Genomic DNA, 17,197 nt, shown 5'->3' on the forward strand with positions numbered 1-17,197 from the left:
GGCGTATCCGTGTGTCGTGCTCTGGTGCTCCGTGTTCCGGTGCCCCGTGCTGCGTCCCCCGTGGCCGCAGTGATCAGGGCGTCATCCCGAACGGCATTGGCTGTACCTGGCCGGTACCCACGAGGGCGAGGAAGACCTGCTCGTCCTCCTGCGTCCCGGTGACCCGGACCGTGGTGGGGCCGGTGCGCTCCGCGGTGACCCACAGCGGTATGCCGAACTCCGCGTACCGCTGGTAGGTGCTGACGACCGAGACGGGCATGACGGCGGGTGCGGGCGTCAGGGCCACCGCGGCCTGGCGGGCGGCCTCCAACAGGACCATGCCCGGCAGGTGGTCCCCGGGGTGGTCGAAGAGCACCGGGTGCCGGGTGTCGTACCGCAGCTGCCAGGTGACGGCCGTGGTGGTCTGCGCGGTGGCCGCGAGGACCACGTCGAAGGGCGAGATCCGGCCCACCTGTGCGGGCTGGAGGGGCGCCGAGGGCAACGAGGGCATCGGACGGCGGTCCAACTGCGCGGCGCGCAGCCGCCGGTAGACGGCGGGGGAGGTCACGGTGTACCCGACGTCGCCGGTGGCGATCACCACTCCGTTCAGGAGCATGGTCACCTCGTACCGCAGGGCCTGGAGCTGCGTGCCGCGCATCCGGATGTCGGAGCAGGTGACCTCCAGGTCGAGGTCGGCCGGGGCGTCCCCGATCACGAGGTTCTCGGGCATCGTCGAGTAGTCGAGGCCCCAGAGCAGGAACTGGTGGCCCAGCGGTACGCCGTACGCCTCGTGGGCGACGTAGGAACCGACCTGGCGAATGGTTTCGCAGATCATCATCGGGTCGTAGTGCGTACCGGCGATCGGGCTGAAGAAGCTGTGCCCGCGCGGGAGTTGGGCGCGCACGTGGAAGCGGTCGGGGCCCGGGCGGCACATGCCGGTGAGGAACACCTCGGCGACGGCCGCGCGGTGCACGAGTTCACGCGGAACCGTGCTGGTCAACGCGGTTCCGGAGCCGTCCGGGCAGACGCAGTCCACCGGGAGCGCGGGCGAGCGCGGGGTGAGGTCGGTCGTCGGTTCCAAGGTCGTGATCATGATGCCCCTTTGGATCATGGCCGGAAGTCGCACCGGGTTGCCGTCGCCGGGTACGTACTTCCGGGTTTGGTTGACAGACAGAGGATTACCCGATGATCACTCAGTTTGGGGATCAGAAGTGACACACTCCACATGGGAAGGGGTAGCGGAATCGGCCAACGCGAGCAAGGTTTCCGCAGGTCAATGACTAGGAGCGACTCATTCCGTCACCCTGCGTCGATTTTCGGCCTACCAGCCAGATCTAGACATAGATCGGGTATCTTTTATTCTGCAGCGCCTGCGTACTTGGGAGTATTTTTCTGGGGGTCCCCCGGTGGGCCGGTGGCTGCAACTGTTCGGCAGCGGTCCCGCCGCCACCCGCAGCGCCCCGCACCCGCACGACCTGCCACCCCAAGCGGCCCCCGCCGATGGGAGACACCGATGCCCGCCCGCCACGCCACCCGCCCGCTGGGGCACTTGAGGCTCGCCGCCGTCAACATCGACGGGGTCCTGCTCAACGACACCTTCAGCCCGGTCATCCACCAGTTCGTGACCAGCCGCGGCGGCACCTACGACGCGGACGTGGAGCGCGCGGTCTTCTCGCAGTCCCGCACGGTCGCGGCCCGCGCGCTCGGCGCCGCGGCCGGCCTCGACTGGACCCCCGAGCAGGTCCTGGAGGCGTACTTCGAGGAGCGCGCCGCCTACCTCGCCGAGCACCCCCTCGCGGTGCTCCCCGGCGCCGAACAGCTGCTCCACCGGTTGCGCGCCCTGGGTCTGCGCACGGTCTGTTACGGGGGCCTGGACAAGGCGCACTTCGACACCCACCTCGGCCGCTACGGGCACCTCTTCGACGAGCCGGGCTACGTCTGCACCAACGATTTCCGGCCGGGCATCCAGGAGATAGCCGTCGACACCTTCGGCGTCGCCTACGACGAGGCGGTCTTCATCGACGACGTCGCACGGGTCTCGGAGGCGGCCCGCGCGCTGCGGGTGCCCTTCATCGGTCACCCCAGTCGTTTCCGCCACGGCTTCCAGGCGAGCCTGATGCGCGAGGTGGGGGTGCGGCACGTCGTCGGCTCCCTCGACGAGATCGACGAGGAGCTCCTGCGTACCCTCGACGGCGAGGCGGCGGCGGGCCTGTCCTGGGCCGCATGAAGCTTCCGGACCGGGCCGCGGGAACCACGCGGACCTGGGCGGACGGGTGCCGCGGGCACCGAAGAGACGACGACATCTGAAATGGGGACTGTCATGGCGGGAGAGCGCTTGCTCGACGGCAAGGTCGCGCTGATCACGGGGGCGAGCAGCGGCATCGGAGCCGCCGCGGCCCGGGTGTTCGCGCGGGAGGGGGCCCGGCTGGTGCTGGCCGCGCGCCGCGAGGTCCGGCTCCAGGAGCTGGCGCGGGAGCTGCGCGCCGAGGGCGCGGAGGTCGAGTACGCCGTGACCGACGTGACCCGTGCGGGGGACACGGCCGCGGCGGTGGCCGTCGCGGTGGACCGCTTCGGGCGGCTGGATTGCGCCTTCAACAACGCGGGCTGGGGCATGGGGCGTTCGCCGCTGCACGAGATGGGCGACGACCTCTACGACCAGATCATGGACGTGAACGTCCGGGGCACCTGGAACTGCCTGCGGGACGAGATCGCGGCCATGCTGCTGACCGGTGGCGGCACGATCGTCAACAACAGCAGCGTCGGCGGCCTGCTGGCGACCCCGGTGGCCGCCCCCTACGTCGCCGCCAAGCACGCGGTGATCGGCCTGACCAAGGCGGCCGCCGCGGAGTACGCCGCCCAGGGCATCCGGGTCAACGCGGTGGCCCCCGGCACCACCCGGACCGAGGTGGTCGAGCAGTGGTTCGCCGCCGTTCCTGGCGTCGAGGAGCAGCTGCACGCGGCGACCCCGCAGCCGAGGACGGCCGAGCCCGCGGAGATAGCGGAAGCGGCCGCGTGGCTGTGCAGCCCTCGTGCCTCGTTCGTCACAGGCGTCACGATGCCTGTGGACGGAGGCTTCACGATGGTGTGAAGCTGTACTCATAGGTACGTACCCGGGGGCATGTAATGCCGATCGGACGGGGGGCATGGAGAGGGACAGAACGACTGATGAGGACTGAACGACCCCAGGTGAAGCAGGACCGCGCCGTGCGGACGCGCCAGGCGATCCTGGAGGCTGCCGCGCTGGTCTTCGAGGACCGGGGCTACGACGCGGCGAAACTGACGGACATCGTCAAGATCGCCAGGGTCACCAAGGGAGCCCTGTACTTCCATTTCGACTCGAAGGAAGACCTGGCACAGGCGGTCATCGACGCCCAGGTCAGTGTCGAGCCCGCCTTCACCCCGCAGGAATTCAAAGCGCAGCAGTTCGTCGATGTCGGAATGATCTTCTCGCACCGCCTGCAGCACGACGTGCTGATGCGCGGGAGCGCGCGGCTCACGCTGGAGCAGAACGGCCGCTCGCTGGACCGGGCGGCGCCCTACCAGGGGTGGATCGACCTGCACACCGAGCTGATGACGGAGGCCAAGGCCCGCGGTGAATTGCTCTCGCACGTGGATCCGGGGCAGCCGTCCCGGCTGATCGTCGGCTCGTTCGCCGGGCTGAACGTGATGTCGCAGACGCTCGGCCTGACGCTGGACGATGAGGTGTCCGCCCTCTACACGAGCGTGATGCCGAGCCTGGTCGTCTCGGCCGTGGCGATCCGGCTCGACACGGCTCCCGGCCGCGGCGGTCGTGCGCTGCACGGCGCGCAGGGGGCGCACCTGTGCGACTGCGACGGTTTGCGGCAGTTCCCCGACGACGCCGAGGAGGACGTCGCCTGAGGCGACCGCCCGGCGCCGTCGGCGCGCTCCTGCCGGCCCTTCCCGCCCAGTGCGGGGAGGGCCGGTTTTTTTGTGCCCCGGGTCACGTGATTCGTGATGTGGAACCGTTCCCATGAAAAAAACTTCCGGGTATTATTTTTCTCCAGGGCCCGGTATGTAAACGGGCCTCCACGCGGCGCGCCCTGGGGAGGGATTCATGGACATCGAGGTGCTCGGCGGGCTTCGCGCCCTGGAGAACGGCGTGCCCGTGGTCCCCACGAACCAGCCCGCCCGTCAGGTCTTCGCCGTACTCGCCGCCTACGCCGACCAGATGGTGCCCACCACGGTCCTGGCGGCGGAGCTGTCGGCGCACGGACCCGACGGCGAGCGCGCCCGCGCGATGCTGCTGACCGCGATCCGCCAGATACGTGAACTCCTCGCGGGCGCCGCCGACTCCGCCGGGCGGCGTACCCCCGAGGCCGTACTGGTCTCGCTGCCCGGCGGGTTTCTCCTGGACACGGACAGCGGCCGCAGCGACCAGGGCGTCTTCGCCCGGGAAGCGGGAGCGGGCTACCGGGCCATGGCGCGGGGGGAGTTCGCCACCGCGGCCCGGCGGCTGCGCGGTGCGCTGCGGCTGTGGCGGGGCCCGGCCTTCGGGGGGATCGAGGCCGGTCCGCGGCTCGCCGCGCGGGTCGCGGACCTGGAGGCGACCCGGCTCTCGGCGCTGAAGCAGTGGGTGGAGGCCGAGCTCGCGCTGGGCCGGCACCGGGAGCTGCGGACGGAATTGCGGGCCGTGACGTCGGCAAAATCGCTCGAAACATACCGAACCCTCGCAGAAGTGCTCGGTTCGGACCTCGGGCCCTGTCCGGCCGACACCACCCGCGCGCTGCGCCGGGCCCTGCTGCCCGGTCCGCTCCCACTCGTGCCGGTAGCCGCCTGACCAGGTGCTTTCGCCTGGACTCGGTCCCTCTTGGGCGTTTCCTGCGATGCGGTCCTTTTTTCTCGTCCCAGGGGAGCGATCGCCATTCCTCCCGGTATGTTTCTCCTAGAAAGTGTCACCTCATGAACCACCACACCACCTCCCGCGCCTGCCAGGCCGCGTCCCCGGGCCACCCGTTCGCGGGTGACACGGGATGGGGGTAGCCCGGCCCCCGCTGGTCGTGGTCGTCCACGCGGGGCGGGCGGGGCGGGTGTGTGCACAGGCGGTCGTGGCGCGCGACGGCGCCGCGGACGCCGGTGCGCGCAGCCATCTCGTCGCGGCCGCGGAACTGGGCGACGCGCAGTGGGAGCTGCTGGCCGAGGCCGACGGCATCCTCTTCGGCACGACGCTGCCGCAGGCGCTCGGGCGCGGTGACTGGCTGGGGAAGCCGGCCGCCGGGTTCGTGGCGCCGGGGGCGGACGCGCGCGAGCGGCTGGACGAGCTCGCGGCCTTCGCGGAGGGGCTGGGCATGTGCTGGATCGGCCCGGCCGGACCGCCGGGGCGGTTCGCCGGGCCCGGCCCGGACCCGGTGCTGGACGCCGTGCGCCGACTGGGTTCCCGGATGGCGCGGATGGCCCGACTGGCGGGAGCGGCACCGGTGGGCGCGCCCGGTGGGGTGAGTTGACACACAGCCGGGAGCGGCGGTGTGCACCGGGCTCCGGACCAGCACACTCGCTGGATATGGGTGCTGCGTTTGTGGAAGAGCCCGGCGCCGCGGATGCCGTGCGCCGCCTCGTGGCCGAGGGGGTCACGCCGTGGCTGGAGGGCGTGCCGGGCGTCGGTCCGGTGGGGATGCGGGAGTTCGCGAACCGGTTGGGGGTGCACAACCTCCTGTACGGGACGCAGCGGCGTCCCGCGGCCATCGGTGCGGTGTGCGACGCGCTGGGGCCGTTGGGCGGGCTGGTGGCGGCGCCACCGCTGGGGGACGGGACCTCGTACGAGGCGGCTCGTGCGCTGGTGGAGGCCGTGGACCGGCCCAACTTGATCGTGGTGCTGTCCGCCTCGGGGGAGGGACCGGCCGCCGGTGCGCGGCTGTTGGGGGAGGGCACCGGGGTCTGCTTCGGTCCGATGACCGGTCCCAGGACTTACGAGGGGGTCCTGGGAGCCTGGTTGGGCGGACTGGAGCAGGCCAGGGAGCGCGGCCTCGACCTGGCCGCGCTCCCGGCGTTCGCGTCGCTGTGCGTCGGCGAGTTGGGACCGCTGGCCGTGCCGACGGCGCGGCTGCTGTACGCGCGCTACGACCGGGAGCTCGGCGGAATGCGCTGGCGGGCCCTGGCCGCGGCGGGCGCCCGCCCGCACCGGCTGATGTGGACGGCGCTCGGCGACCGCGCGGAGGACCTGCCCGGTCTGATCGGCTGGGGGACCTCGGCGGCCCTGACCCTGCGGGCGCTCCAGTCCCTGCCGGCCCTGCGGGGCGACACGTTGAGCCCGTCCTGAGCCCGCTGCGAGCCCCGTCCCGAGGCCGCTGTGAGCCCCGTACCGGTCCCGCCGCGAGCCCCGTCCCGGTCCCGCCCCGAGGCCGCCGCGAGCCCGCTGTGGCCGCGCTGTGGCCGCGCCGTGGCCGTGCCGCGGGTCCGGCCCGGCCCCCCTCCACCTTCCGCTCACCTCCCGGGGCGCGGCCGTCGTCCCGCCCGTGCACCCGCTCTGACCAGCGCAAGCTCACTTGACCACGATCACGGTGGAACCTAGGTTCGGATGGCAGTTTCGTACCGGTACGTCGGGAGCGGGGGAACGGGGCCCATGGAACGAACGGCGGACACCGCCGGGAACGTTGCCGGGGGCTCGTCGCCGGCACTCGCCGTCCTGGAGCTACTGGCCGCGGGCGCGCCGGAGGCCGCCTTCGACGCGCTCCTGCCCACGGCGGACCCCGGCCTGGCCAGGGCCGTCCTGCTGGCCCGCGAGATCCGCGCCCGCACGTCCCCGGCGCCGCTCCCGCGGCCCCGGGATCCCGGCGCCGCGCCGGAGGGCGGCGAGGCGCTGGTCGCGCTCGCCGACACCGCGCACGACCTGACCTCGTCCTACGACCTCGACAGCCTGCTGCGCGTCATCGCACGGCGGGCCCGGCGGCTGCTCGGGCTCGACGTGGTCTGCATCACCTTCACCCGGCCCGACGGGACCTCGTACCCCCACCTGTCCGACGGCGGCACGGCCGGCTACGAGTCCGGGCTCGGGATCGGCGCCGCCGACGGGCTCGGGGCGCTCGTGCGGGAGCGCCGCGCCCCCGTCTGGAGCGCGGACTACCCGAACGACGCCACCCTCGCGCACGCCCCCGACGTGGACGCCGTGGTGCGCGCCGAGGGCGTGCGGGCCGTCGTCGCCGTACCGATGCGCCACCGCGAGGGCATCCTCGGCGTGCTCTACGGAGCGGACCGCCGCGTGCGCTCCTTCGGCCCCGCCGAGGTCGGCACGTTGCTGTCGCTGGCCGACCTGGCGGCCGTCGCGGTCGAGAAGGCGCGGCTGTTGGAGCGGGCCCGCGACGAGGTCAGCGAGCTGGAGCGGTTCGGCTCCGTCACCGACACCACCTTGACCCGGGTCCGTTACCTGTGGGACTGCCACGCCCGGCTCGCCCGCCTCGTCCTGGACGGGGCGGGCCTGGCCACCCTCGCCCGGACCACCGCGGACGCGCTGGACGGCGTGCTCCAGGTCCGCGACCCCGGCGGCCGCCCGCTGACCCCGGGGCCCGGACCGGTCGACCTCGACGAGGCCGCCGTGACCCGCGGCGCCCTGCACGCGCACACGGCCCGCCGCCCGGTCCGGCTCGCGCACGCCGCCGACGCCGACCGCACCGCCGACCCGGTGGACGACGATGCCGACTTCGCCGATGCCGACTTCGCCGATGCCGACTTCGCGGCGCGCGACACGGGCGAGGTGTGGGTCGCGCCCGTCACGGCCGGGGCCGAGGACCTCGGCGTGCTGGTGCTGCACGCGGCCGAGCCCCTCACCGAGGAGGACGTACGGCTGCTGGAGCTGGCCGCCCTGTCGGTGGCCTCCCACATGCTGATCCAGCGGGGCACGGCCGCGGCCGAGGGACCCGTCCGCGACGAGCTGCTCCAGGAACTGCTGGACCGCCCGAACCACTCCTCCGACCTGCACCTGCGCGAGCGCACCCGACGCCTGGGCATCGACCTCGACGTGCCGCACGTGGTGGTCGTGGTCCGGCCGGAGGGCGGCGAGCTGGGCCGTGCGGTCGCCTGGGCGAGTTCGTACGCGTACCGGGTCGGCGGCCTCAAGGGCGTCCGCCGCGGCTGCATCGTGCTGCTGCTCCCCGGCGCCGACGCCTCCGCGGCGGCCCGGCAGGTCTCGATGGAGGTCACCCCGCTGCTCGGGCACCCGGTCTCCACGGGCGCGGCCGGCCCGGCCAAGGGCGCCGCCGCGGTCGCCGGGGTGTACGAGGAGGCCGCGCGCTGCCTGGACGCGCTGACCGCGCTCGACGGGGCCGGCGGCACCGCCTCCCTGAGCGAACTCGGCTTCCTCGGGCTGCTGTTGTCGGCGGACCACGACGTGGACGCCTTCATCGCGCAGGCCCTCGGCCCGGTGCTGGAGTACGACGCGGCCCGCTTCACCGAGCTGACCCGCACCCTGGAGGCCTACTTCGAATCGGGCGGCAGCCCCACGCACTCCGCCGAGGCGCTGCACGTCCACGCCAACACGGTCTCGCGCCGCTTGGAGCGGATCGCGGAACTCCTGGGCGAGGGCTGGCAGAAGCCGGCCCAGGCCCTGGAGATCCAGATGGCGCTGCGACTGCGCCGCACGCGCGAGGTCCTCGTCCGCACCCGGCCGCCCACGTAGCCCCCCGGGGGCGTCCCTCAGCGCAGCCGCAGCGCCCCCGGTGCCCGGCCCTCCACGATCTCCGTCAGCCAGTCGAAGACCGTCGGCCCCTCCCCGCGCCGCGCGGCCGCCAACTCCTCGGCGACCCGCTCGCGGTTGGTGGGGTGGCAGCGCGTCAGCCGCAGCTCCAACTGGCGGGCGGTCTCGGCGTGCCCGAGCCGCTCCCGGGACAGCTCGTGGTCGTACCAATCGAAGTGGAAGTCGCGGTCGTCGGGCGTCCCGTAGTCCCCGCGCAGGCAGTCGTTGAAGGAGTCGAGATTGCGCCCGAAGTACCCCTCGGGCCCGTTCACCGCCTCGCCGACCTCGCGCCAGAAGTCCTCCAGACTCCCGATCCGCCGCCCGTCGAGCACGTAGAGCGCCGTGTCCAGGGCCGCCCGCACCGCCGCAGCGAAGTCGTCCGGATTGTCCAGCATGATGTTGTGCCCGCAGTCCTCGACCGCCACGACGGACACCCCGGCCGCCTCCAACTCCGCGGCTCCCTCCAGCGCGCCGTCCTCGGCCGGGTGGAGGAAGGCGCGCGGGATCCGCAGCTCCAGCAGCAGCTCCCGCATGGAGGGCACGGTCCCCGCGGCGAGGTGGACGGCGCTGCGGTGCAGGGCGGTCCGCCCCGCCATCCGCATCGTCGACCACCAGTGCGCGCCGACCCGGTCACGGACCTCGGCCCACCCGCCCGCGAGGAACTCCTCCTCCGTGTAGGTGGCGAGCCCGCTGCTCCCGGCCGCCGCCGCGGCGCCCGGCGCGGGCGGCCGGACCGGGTCGAGGTTGGCGTCGACGAGCACGAGCCGGGAGACCAGCTCCGGATGGCGGTGGGCCAGCACGATCGCGACGGCCCCGCCCATGCTGTGGGCGATCACCTCGCCCCCGCCGACCCCGGCGTCGACCAGGGCGGCCGCCACGGCGTCGGCGTGCGCCTCCAGCGTGTACGAGAACTCCTCGGGGCGGTCGCTGTGTCCGTGCCCCAGCATGTCCAGCAGCAGGGAGCGCCGCCCGGCGAGGCGGGGGTGCGTCGCGCTCGCCGCGAAGTACGCGGGCGAGGTGGAACCCAGCCCGTGCAGGTACACCCTGGCCGGCTCCTCGCCGGCCAGCTCGACCCACCGGATCCGGTCGCCCTCCGCGGTGACCACAGCACTGTGCACGACGAACCCCCGTCATTCCCGTACGGCTCGATTCCCGTACGAATTCTCGGGCCGTCGGCTGGGGGCGGACCGGTGGGTCCGCCCCCGGCCGTCGGCCGACTACCGGGCGACCCTAGACAAGCTCACGACCGACCGGCATCCCGGTTTCCGACAGGCAGCGCGCCGCGTGCGCCACCGACGCCATCGTCACGTGCCGGTGCCAGCCCTGGAGCGAACGCCCCGCGAAGTCCCGCAGCCCGACCTCCTGCACGCTGTGCGCCGAGCTCGCCGACACCCGCCGCGCCTGCTTCGTCATCCGCAGCAGCACGGCCGGGGTCACCGGCACCGGTCGGGCCAGGTCCGTCACCCACAGCTGCGAGGGCAGGCTGCGCGCGTCGGTCCACTCGCCGAGCAGGGTCAGGTGGCGCCGCCGCGCCGGGGAGGGGTCCGGCATCATCACGCGCACCGCGGCCACCAGCGAGGTGCGCCGCTGCCCCGGGTACAGCGGGTCGGCCCACTCGACCACCGTGCGCAGCGCCCGTACGTTCTGCAGGATGTCCCGGGCGGCCAGGGTCCCCGCGCCGTGCCCGGGCAGCGCCGGGTCGGTCACGAGCAGCCGGGCGGCCGGGCTGATCCGGGCGAGCACCGGCAGCCGCGCGTCGGCGAACCGGTTCATCGTGGAGCGGGTGCCGATGTTCTGGATGTCGAGCAGCACCGGCCGCGCCGGCACCCCGACCTCGCGCACCGCGTCCAGGACCCCGGTGACCGCGCACTCCTCGTACGACTCCCCGGAGCGCTCGCCGCCCTCGAACTCGGCGGCCCCGCCGCCCGCGCCCTCCTCGTCCGGCAGGTACAGCCGCCACCCCACGGGAGTGACGACATCGGCCGAGGTGAACCAGATCCCGAAGGCCTGCTGCCCGCGGAACATCTGCCCGCGGTGCGGGTCGTACTGGCGCCCCACGCCCACCGAGTGCTCGCCGCCCTTGGGGATCGCCATCGGCTGGGCCACCCAGGCCGTCAGCGGCGAGGACTGCTCCAGGTACTGGGACAGGGCGGTGCGGATCGGCTGCCAGTCCCAGGTGGAGCCGGCGATGAAGTGGTGCAGGCTCTGCTCGGCGGCGGGCCCGCCGATCTGCTGCGCGATGTTGCGGATCGACTTGCGGCCGGGCGTCGCGAGCAGGCCCCGTACGTACTGGAGGCCCTTCTCCCGCTGGTCCCGGCGCCGCAGCGATCCGAACACCGCCCCGCACAGGTCCTCGGCGGCCTCGTGGGCGCGGTGCCCGCCGCCGTCGGCGCGTCCCAGCCCGGTGCGGCCGCTGCGCGGACGTGTGGCCAGGTGACTCCTGTGGATGGTGCTCGTGGTCATTGTCTTCCCCCGTTAAGTCGACTGACGACCTTCGTGTCCCACCGTCCGGTGAGGGACCCGGATGCGGGGAGGTGTGCCGGGCACACACCTGGCGCCCGGTGTGGTGGGCCCCCCACCACGGGCCCGGGAGTACCGCAGACTGGGGGCATGTCGATTCACGAGAACCTGCTCGGCGGCCCTGCCCCGACCCACCTGCCCGACGACCCCGAGCCGCGCGAGGCGCTCGCCGCGGGCACCGAACCGGCCGAGGTGGCCGCGAAGTACCCGACCTCCTCGCTCGCCTGGGCGCGCCTGGCGGACGACGCGTTCGAGGCCGGCCGCGCCGTGGAGTCGTACGCCTACGCCCGTACCGGCTACCACCGCGGTCTGGACTCGCTGCGCCGCGCCGGCTGGAAGGGCCACGGCCCGGTGCCGTGGGAGCACGAGCCGAACCGCGGCTTCCTGCGCGCCCTGCACGCCCTCGCGCGCGCCGCGCAGGCCATCGGCGAGGACGCGGAGTACGAGCGCTGCGCGACCTTCCTGCGCGACTCCTCGGCGACCGCGGCCGACACCCTGAACTGAGGCTCCCGGCGCTCCTGGCGCTCCTGGGCCCGCCGGGGAGGGTGTGAAGGTGGTCACTCTCCACTGGCGGGCCCCGTGGGGCCCGGGCCTATGATGCGAACAGGGGACCGGAGCTCCACTCACCCAGCAGGAAGGGGCGGACCGCTACCCGGAAGTTCATATCGAGGAGACAGCGATGTCGGAATCCCTTGATGCCTCCGGAGTGGGCGGTTCGGAAACCCCGAACCTCGACTTCGCCGGCACGACCCCCTACGAGGACTACGTCCAGGCGGACGTCCTCACCCACCTCCAGCACCTGCGCTCCGACGACCCGGGCGAGATGGTCTTCCTGGTCACCACCCAGGTCATGGAGCTGTGGTTCACGGTCATCGTCCACGAGTGGGAGACCGCGGCCCGCGCCCTGCGCGAGGACGAGATCCCCGTGGCGATGGACGCGCTGAAACGTTCCCTCCGTGAGCTGGAGGCCCTCAACGCCTCCTGGCGCCCCCTCGCCCAGCTGACCCCGGGCCAGTTCAACTCCTACCGCGCCGCCCTCGGCGAGGGCTCCGGCTTCCAGTCCGCGATGTACCGCCGCATGGAGTTCCTCCTCGGCGAGAAGTCCGCGTCGATGCTGGTCCCGCACCGCGGCGCGCCGCGCGTCCACGCGGAGCTGGAGAAGGCGCTGGCCGAACCCAGCCTCTACGACGAGGTGCTGCGCCTGCTCTCCCGCCGCGGCCTGCGGATCCCCGCCTCGGTCCTGTCCCGCGACCTGACCCAGCGCTACGAGCCCTCCCCGCTCGTCGAGGCCGTCTGGACCGAGCTGTACGCCGACCCGGACGCCCACGGCGACCTGCACCGCCTCGGCGAGGTCCTCACCGACGTCGCGGAGCTGGTCTGGCGCTGGCGCAACGACCACCTGGTCGCGACCCGCCGCGCGATGGGCGCGAAGACGGGCACGGGCGGCTCGGCCGGGGTGACCTGGCTGGAGAAGCGCGCCACGAAGAACGTCTTCCCGGAACTCTGGACGGCCCGCAGCCATGTCTGAGACCCCGACGAACGCGGCCGCGGCCGCGGCCGCCCTGCGGGCCCGCGCGGCCCGACTGGACGCCGAGGACGAGCTGGCCAAGCTCCGCGAGCGCTTCGCGCTCCCCGAGGACCTCGTCTACCTGGACGGCAACAGCCTCGGCGCCCTCCCGGCGGGCGTCGCCGCCACGACGGCGGACGTCGTGACCCGGCAGTGGGGCCAGGAGCTCATCCGCTCCTGGAGCGAGGGCACCTGGTGGACCGCCCCCGAGCGCATCGGCGACCGCATCGCCCCGCTGATCGGCGCGGCCCCCGGCCAGACCGTCGTGGGCGACTCCACCAGCGTCAACCTCTTCAAGGCGCTGGTCGGCGCCGCCCGCCTCGCGGGCGAGGGCCGCACCGACCTGCTGGTCGACGCGGCCACCTTCCCGACCGACGGCTACATCGCGGCCTCCGCGGCCCGGATGACCGGTCTGCGGGTCGTACCCGTCGACCCCGACCGGGCGGCGGAGTCGTTCGGCCCGTCCACCGCCGTGGTCCTGCTCAACCACGTCGACTACCGCACCGGCCGCCTGCACGACCTCCCGGCCCTCACCGCGGCGGCCCGCGCCGCGGGCGCGGTCACCGTCTGGGACCTGTGCCACAGCGCGGGCTCCCTGCCGGTGGAGCTCGACGAGAACGCGGTCGACCTCGCCGTCGGCTGCACGTACAAGTACCTGAACGGCGGCCCGGGTTCCCCCGCGTACCTGTACATCGCCGCCCGCCACCAGCGGGACTTCGATTCGCCGCTGCCCGGCTGGAACGGTCACGCGGACCCCTTCGCGATGACCCCCGGCTTCAGCCCGGCCGAGGGCGCCGTCCGCGGCCGGGTCGGCACCCCGGACATCCTGTCGATGCTGGCCCTCGAAACGGCCCTGGACGCCTGGGAGGGCGTGACGGTCGAGGCCGTGCGCGCCAAGTCCCTGGCCCTGACGGACTTCTTCCTGGAGTGCGTGGCCGCGTACGTGCCCGCGGGCACCGTCGAGTCGGTCACGCCGGCCGCGCACGCGGAGCGCGGCAGCCAGGTGTCGCTGCGCACCGGGAACGCCTCCGCCGTCATGGCCGAGCTGATCGCGCGCGGCGTCGTGGGCGACTTCAGGGCGCCCGACGTCCTGCGGTTCGGCTTCACCCCGTTGTACGTCGGTTTCGCGGACGCGGAGCTGGCGGCCCGGACGCTGGGGGATGTGCTGACGACGTCCTGAGGGACGTACGGAGGGACGTACGGAGGGACGTACGGAGGGACGTCCTGAGGGACGTCCTGAGGGACGTCCTGAGGGACGTGCTGACGGACGTACCGACGGACGTACCGGGTCACACGGGTCGCGTATACGGGTGATGTCGGGGCGAAACGTCACGGCAAGGGGGCGGGCGGGGCTGAGGCCGCGCCCGCCCCCGCGCGTGCGCCCCCGTACGCCCGGGGTGGCACGGAACAGCAGGTTCCGGCCTGATACGGTCCCGCTCTGCCCGGAACACATGTACCCGCCGGCTCTGCTGTCCCCGCTGTCCCACGCGTTACCGGAGGTTGAGCTGATGACGGACCCCGCAGTGGAACGTGACGCTGCCGAGGCCGAGTCGGCCTTCTCCCACCCGCCGGTCGCTCCGGACGCCACCGCAGCGTACGGCGAACACCCCGACCAGGTCATCGACTTCTACGCCCCGCGCACCCCGGGCCCCGGCCCCGCGCCGCTCGTCGTCGTCCTGCACGGCGGCGCCTGGCGCGCCCCGTACGACCGCCACCACATCACCCCCTTCGCGGACTTCCTGGCCCGCCGGGGTTTCGCGGTGGCCAACGTCGAGTACCGCCGCGGCAGTTCCCTGCCGCACCAGAGCGCCTCCCCGGGCAGCGGCGACGGCCCGGTCGCGGGTCGTTGGCCGGAAACCTTCGATGACGTGGCGGCCGCGCTGGACGCCCTGCCCGCACTGGTGGCGAGCGCCCTGCCGGGGATCGACCCGCGCCGCATGGTGATCACTGGCCACTCGGCGGGCGGCCACCTCGCCCTGTGGGCCGCCGCCCGGCACGTCCTGCCGGCCGGTTCCCCCTGGCGGCTGCCCGCGCCGCCGATGCTGCGCGGCGTGGTGGCGCTGGCCCCCATCGCGGACTTCACCGAGGCCGAGGCGCGCGGCGTCTGCGGCGGCGCCTCGGCCCAGCTGTTGGGCGGCCCCGAGCACTTCGCGGCCCGCCTCCCGTACGCCGATCCGGCCGCCCTCCTGCCGACCGGCATCGCCACGGCCGTCGTCCAGGGCCGCGACGACATCGTGGTCCCGCACGAGGTGTCGGAGGCGTACGTGGCGGCCGCCGCGCACGCGGGGGAGACGGTCGGTCTGACGATCCTGGACGGCGTCGGTCACTTCCCCCTCACCGACCCGGCCGCGGACGCCTGCGCGGTGGTCTCGGAGGAGATCGCCCAACTGGCCTGGTGACCGCGCCGCCTGCCCGGGATCAGGCCGTCCCGCCGGGCAGGTGGAAGCCGTCGAAGAGGTCGTCCATGCCGCGCAGCGCCAGGCGGGCGGGGGCGGCGCGGACCGCGAGGTCGCGGGCGGCCGCCGCGAGCGGGTTGCGCAGGGCGCCCAGCCGGCCGACCCGGCGGGCCCGCACGCGCACGGCGTCGGTGCGCGCCAGCCGGGCGGCGGTGTACGCGGCGAGCGCGGCCGGGACGGGGTCGGCCCCCCTCCCCCTGGGCGCGTCCCCCGCGGGCAGCAGGTGGGCGAGGACCACCGCGTCCTCGATGGCCTGGCAGCCGCCCTGGCCGAGGTTGGGGGCCATGGCGTGGGCGGCGTCGCCGAGCCAGGCGATCCGGCCGTGGTGCAGGCGCGGGAGCGGGGCGGCCAGGTCGTAGAGGTCGTTCTGGAGGACGTCGGCGGGTTCGAGGCGGTCGATGTGGTCCAGCAGGGCCGGAATCGGGTCGTGCCACGCGCCGAAGCGCCGGCGGAGTTCGGCGCGGGGGTCCGCCGACCGGGTGCCGGCCGGGGCCGGCGCGGTGGCGTAGAGGTAGAGCCGGCCGTCGGAGAGCGGGGTCAGGCCGAACCGTTCGCCCCGCCCCCAGGTCTCGCTCATGGCCGCCACCCGCAGCTCGGGGGCGTCCACGATGGTCCGCCAGGCGGTTTCGCCGAGGTAGTGCAGCCCGGGGTGGGCGGGGAAGTGCGCGCGGCGCAGCGGGCTGTGGATGCCGTCGGCGGCGACGACCAGGTCCGCCGAAAGGTCCGGGGAAGGGGCTGGGCCACCCGCCGTACGGACGATCGCCCGGCCCGCGTCCCTGTCCGCCGCGCCCCCGTCCACGGCGTCCCCGTCCACGGCGGTCACTGCGATCACGGCGGCCCCGAAGCGCAGGGCCCGCGGCGGCAGGGCGCCGGCCAGGGCGGTGGTGAGGGCCGTGCGCGGAACGGCGAGGGGGGCCACGCCGTAGCGGGCCGCCAGGTCGGCGGTGGCGGTCCGGGTGAGCCACCGCCCGTCGGAGCGGCGCGCCCCCATCGTCGCCGGCACGTGGCCGCCGGCGGCGCGGGCGGCGTCGACGCCGATGGCGTCGAGCGCGCGCAGGGCGTTGGGGGCGAGGCCGATGCCCGCGCCCGTGACGGGGGGTTCGGGGGCGCGTTCGCAGACGGTGACGTGCCAGCCCCGGCGGTGCAGTGCGACGGCGGCGGTGAGGCCGCCTATCCCGGCCCCGACCACCACCGCGTGACGTTGCGACATGGAACACCCATCCCCTCGTCCAAGCGCCCTCTACAGCTGTAGAGCCGTCACTCTACAGCTGTAGAGTGGGCCCATGTCCATCCCCACCCCCGACCGGGCGACCCCCGACGGCCCCGCCCCCGACCGCCGCACCCTCATCGCGGACGCCGCGATCGCCACCGTGGCCGCGGCGGGCCTGCGGGGGCTCACCCACCGCGCGATCGACACCGCGGCGGGCCTGCCCGCGGGCAGCACGTCGTACTACTTCCGCACGCGCACGGCGTTGATCGGCGCCTGCTACGCGCGCATCGAGGAGCGGGACTTGGTGGACCTCGACGACCTGGTCGTCCCCGGCGTCGAGCCGGCGGACCTCGACGCCGGGGACGAACTCGCCGCCGCCCACGGCGCCGAGCGGCCCCGCCCGCCCTCGCGGGACGAGGCCGCGGCCTCGCTCGGCACGCTGCTGCACCACTGGCTGACCGCGGGCCGGGCGCGCCAACTCGCCCGCTACGAGCTCAGCCTCGAAGCCGCGCGCACGCCCGAACTCGCCGCCGCCCTGCACCGGACGGGCCTGGCCGCCCGCGCCCGGGCGGCAGCCGTCGTCGCGGCGCTGGGCGCCGCCCGGCCCGAGGAGGCCGGCGAACTGCTGGTCGCCTGGACCGACGGCGTGCTCTTCGACCGCCTCGCCGGCGCGCCGGCCCGCACCCGACCCGCACCCGACCCCGCGGAACTCACGGCCCTCGCCCGCCGCATGCTCGACGGGGTCCTCACCCCGTAGGCCACCCGGCGGCCGCCGGAAAATT

At 74.2% G+C, this 17,197-nt stretch carries 16 protein-coding genes and 1 pseudogene; 12 read left to right on the forward strand and 5 right to left on the reverse strand.

What is annotated here, in order from left to right:
• Positions 1-73 precede the first annotated feature (73 nt).
• Positions 74-1,072: a ScbA/BarX family gamma-butyrolactone biosynthesis protein gene (locus tag ACIQWR_RS16670; RefSeq protein WP_404009560.1), complete on the reverse strand. Its 999-nt coding sequence runs from the start codon at positions 1,070-1,072 to the stop codon at positions 74-76.
• A gap of 420 nt (positions 1,073-1,492) precedes the next feature.
• Between ACIQWR_RS16670 and ACIQWR_RS16675 the strand changes: the two genes are divergently transcribed.
• From ACIQWR_RS16675 to ACIQWR_RS16705, 7 genes are all read left to right on the forward strand, one after another.
• A complete protein-coding gene (locus ACIQWR_RS16675) occupies positions 1,493-2,206 on the forward strand; it encodes an HAD family hydrolase (RefSeq protein WP_404009563.1) in 714 nt (237 codons plus the stop codon).
• Positions 2,207-2,299: 93 nt separating this feature from the next.
• Entirely contained in the window at positions 2,300-3,067 is a 768-nt protein-coding gene (locus ACIQWR_RS16680; protein WP_404009566.1) for a glucose 1-dehydrogenase, read from the forward strand.
• Positions 3,068-3,144: 77 nt separating this feature from the next.
• Positions 3,145-3,858 carry a ScbR family autoregulator-binding transcription factor gene (locus ACIQWR_RS16685; protein ID WP_404009568.1) on the forward strand — a complete coding sequence of 238 codons (714 nt, stop codon included), beginning with the start codon at positions 3,145-3,147 and terminating at the stop codon, positions 3,856-3,858.
• A 196-nt stretch (positions 3,859-4,054) separates the two neighbouring features.
• Positions 4,055-4,777: a BTAD domain-containing putative transcriptional regulator gene (locus ACIQWR_RS16690; protein WP_404009571.1), complete on the forward strand. Its 723-nt coding sequence runs from the start codon at positions 4,055-4,057 to the stop codon at positions 4,775-4,777.
• A 193-nt stretch (positions 4,778-4,970) separates the two neighbouring features.
• Entirely contained in the window at positions 4,971-5,441 is a 471-nt protein-coding gene (locus ACIQWR_RS16695; protein WP_404009573.1) for a hypothetical protein, read from the forward strand.
• 56 nt (positions 5,442-5,497) lie between these two features.
• On the forward strand, positions 5,498-6,253 hold the full coding sequence (locus tag ACIQWR_RS16700) for a hypothetical protein (protein ID WP_404009576.1): 756 nt from the start codon (positions 5,498-5,500) through the stop codon (positions 6,251-6,253).
• Between the two features lie 303 nt (positions 6,254-6,556).
• On the forward strand, positions 6,557-8,605 hold the full coding sequence (locus ACIQWR_RS16705) for a helix-turn-helix domain-containing protein (protein ID WP_404009579.1): 2,049 nt from the start codon (positions 6,557-6,559) through the stop codon (positions 8,603-8,605).
• A 17-nt stretch (positions 8,606-8,622) separates the two neighbouring features.
• Here the strand turns inward: ACIQWR_RS16705 and ACIQWR_RS16710 are convergent, their stop codons facing one another.
• From ACIQWR_RS16710 to ACIQWR_RS16720, 3 genes and pseudogenes are all read right to left on the reverse strand, one after another.
• On the reverse strand, positions 8,623-8,994 hold the full coding sequence (locus ACIQWR_RS16710; RefSeq protein WP_404010111.1) for a barstar family protein: 372 nt from the start codon (positions 8,992-8,994) through the stop codon (positions 8,623-8,625).
• A 15-nt stretch (positions 8,995-9,009) separates the two neighbouring features.
• Positions 9,010-9,780: pseudogene (locus ACIQWR_RS16715) on the reverse strand (alpha/beta fold hydrolase); the annotation flags it as partial.
• 112 nt (positions 9,781-9,892) lie between these two features.
• Positions 9,893-11,125: an IS701 family transposase gene (locus ACIQWR_RS16720; protein WP_404009581.1), complete on the reverse strand. Its 1,233-nt coding sequence runs from the start codon at positions 11,123-11,125 to the stop codon at positions 9,893-9,895.
• 147 nt (positions 11,126-11,272) lie between these two features.
• Between ACIQWR_RS16720 and ACIQWR_RS16725 the strand changes: the two genes are divergently transcribed.
• The 4 genes from ACIQWR_RS16725 to ACIQWR_RS16740 all read left to right on the forward strand — a co-directional run bounded on the left by ACIQWR_RS16725 (position 11,273) and on the right by ACIQWR_RS16740 (position 15,148).
• Entirely contained in the window at positions 11,273-11,686 is a 414-nt protein-coding gene (locus ACIQWR_RS16725; RefSeq protein ID WP_399265149.1) for a DUF3151 domain-containing protein, read from the forward strand.
• Positions 11,687-11,861: 175 nt separating this feature from the next.
• Positions 11,862-12,710 carry a tryptophan 2,3-dioxygenase family protein gene (locus tag ACIQWR_RS16730; protein WP_399265147.1) on the forward strand — a complete coding sequence of 283 codons (849 nt, stop codon included), beginning with the start codon at positions 11,862-11,864 and terminating at the stop codon, positions 12,708-12,710.
• Positions 12,703-13,929 carry a kynureninase gene (kynU, locus tag ACIQWR_RS16735; RefSeq protein ID WP_404009586.1) on the forward strand — a complete coding sequence of 409 codons (1,227 nt, stop codon included), beginning with the start codon at positions 12,703-12,705 and terminating at the stop codon, positions 13,927-13,929. Before ACIQWR_RS16730 ends, kynU begins: the two co-directional genes overlap by 8 nt.
• A 328-nt stretch (positions 13,930-14,257) precedes the next feature.
• A complete protein-coding gene (locus tag ACIQWR_RS16740) occupies positions 14,258-15,148 on the forward strand; it encodes an alpha/beta hydrolase family protein (protein ID WP_404009588.1) in 891 nt (296 codons plus the stop codon).
• A gap of 19 nt (positions 15,149-15,167) precedes the next feature.
• Here the strand turns inward: ACIQWR_RS16740 and ACIQWR_RS16745 are convergent, their stop codons facing one another.
• A complete protein-coding gene (locus ACIQWR_RS16745; RefSeq protein ID WP_404009590.1) occupies positions 15,168-16,415 on the reverse strand; it encodes an FAD-dependent monooxygenase in 1,248 nt (415 codons plus the stop codon).
• A 73-nt stretch (positions 16,416-16,488) separates the two neighbouring features.
• On the opposite strand from ACIQWR_RS16745, the gene ACIQWR_RS16750 reads away from it, so the two are divergent.
• A complete protein-coding gene (locus ACIQWR_RS16750) occupies positions 16,489-17,172 on the forward strand; it encodes a TetR/AcrR family transcriptional regulator (RefSeq protein ID WP_404009593.1) in 684 nt (227 codons plus the stop codon).
• Positions 17,173-17,197: the final 25 nt, after the last annotated feature.

Source organism: Streptomyces sp. NPDC098789 (genome assembly GCF_044759975.1).
In the GTDB taxonomy this organism is placed as follows: Bacteria; Actinomycetota; Actinomycetes; order Streptomycetales; family Streptomycetaceae; genus Streptomyces.

What these genes read in the sequence shown, in the direction of transcription:
- ACIQWR_RS16750 (WP_404009593.1), top strand. Translation starts at nt 16,489, where the DNA reads ATGTCCATCCCCACCCCCGACCGGGCGACCCCCGACGGCCCCGCCCCC.
- ACIQWR_RS16725 (WP_399265149.1), top strand. Translation starts at nt 11,273, where the DNA reads ATGTCGATTCACGAGAACCTGCTCGGCGGCCCTGCCCCGACCCACCTG.
- ACIQWR_RS16740 (WP_404009588.1), top strand. Translation starts at nt 14,258, where the DNA reads ATGACGGACCCCGCAGTGGAACGTGACGCTGCCGAGGCCGAGTCGGCC.
- ACIQWR_RS16680 (WP_404009566.1), top strand. Translation starts at nt 2,300, where the DNA reads ATGGCGGGAGAGCGCTTGCTCGACGGCAAGGTCGCGCTGATCACGGGG.
- ACIQWR_RS16720 (WP_404009581.1), bottom strand. Translation starts at nt 11,125, where the DNA reads ATGACCACGAGCACCATCCACAGGAGTCACCTGGCCACACGTCCGCGC.
- ACIQWR_RS16730 (WP_399265147.1), top strand. Translation starts at nt 11,862, where the DNA reads ATGTCGGAATCCCTTGATGCCTCCGGAGTGGGCGGTTCGGAAACCCCG.
- ACIQWR_RS16685 (WP_404009568.1), top strand. Translation starts at nt 3,145, where the DNA reads ATGAGGACTGAACGACCCCAGGTGAAGCAGGACCGCGCCGTGCGGACG.
- kynU (WP_404009586.1), top strand. Translation starts at nt 12,703, where the DNA reads ATGTCTGAGACCCCGACGAACGCGGCCGCGGCCGCGGCCGCCCTGCGG.
- ACIQWR_RS16690 (WP_404009571.1), top strand. Translation starts at nt 4,055, where the DNA reads ATGGACATCGAGGTGCTCGGCGGGCTTCGCGCCCTGGAGAACGGCGTG.
- ACIQWR_RS16745 (WP_404009590.1), bottom strand. Translation starts at nt 16,415, where the DNA reads ATGTCGCAACGTCACGCGGTGGTGGTCGGGGCCGGGATAGGCGGCCTC.
- ACIQWR_RS16670 (WP_404009560.1), bottom strand. Translation starts at nt 1,072, where the DNA reads ATGATCACGACCTTGGAACCGACGACCGACCTCACCCCGCGCTCGCCC.
- ACIQWR_RS16675 (WP_404009563.1), top strand. Translation starts at nt 1,493, where the DNA reads ATGCCCGCCCGCCACGCCACCCGCCCGCTGGGGCACTTGAGGCTCGCC.
- ACIQWR_RS16695 (WP_404009573.1), top strand. Translation starts at nt 4,971, where the DNA reads ATGGGGGTAGCCCGGCCCCCGCTGGTCGTGGTCGTCCACGCGGGGCGG.
- ACIQWR_RS16705 (WP_404009579.1), top strand. Translation starts at nt 6,557, where the DNA reads ATGGAACGAACGGCGGACACCGCCGGGAACGTTGCCGGGGGCTCGTCG.
- ACIQWR_RS16700 (WP_404009576.1), top strand. Translation starts at nt 5,498, where the DNA reads ATGGGTGCTGCGTTTGTGGAAGAGCCCGGCGCCGCGGATGCCGTGCGC.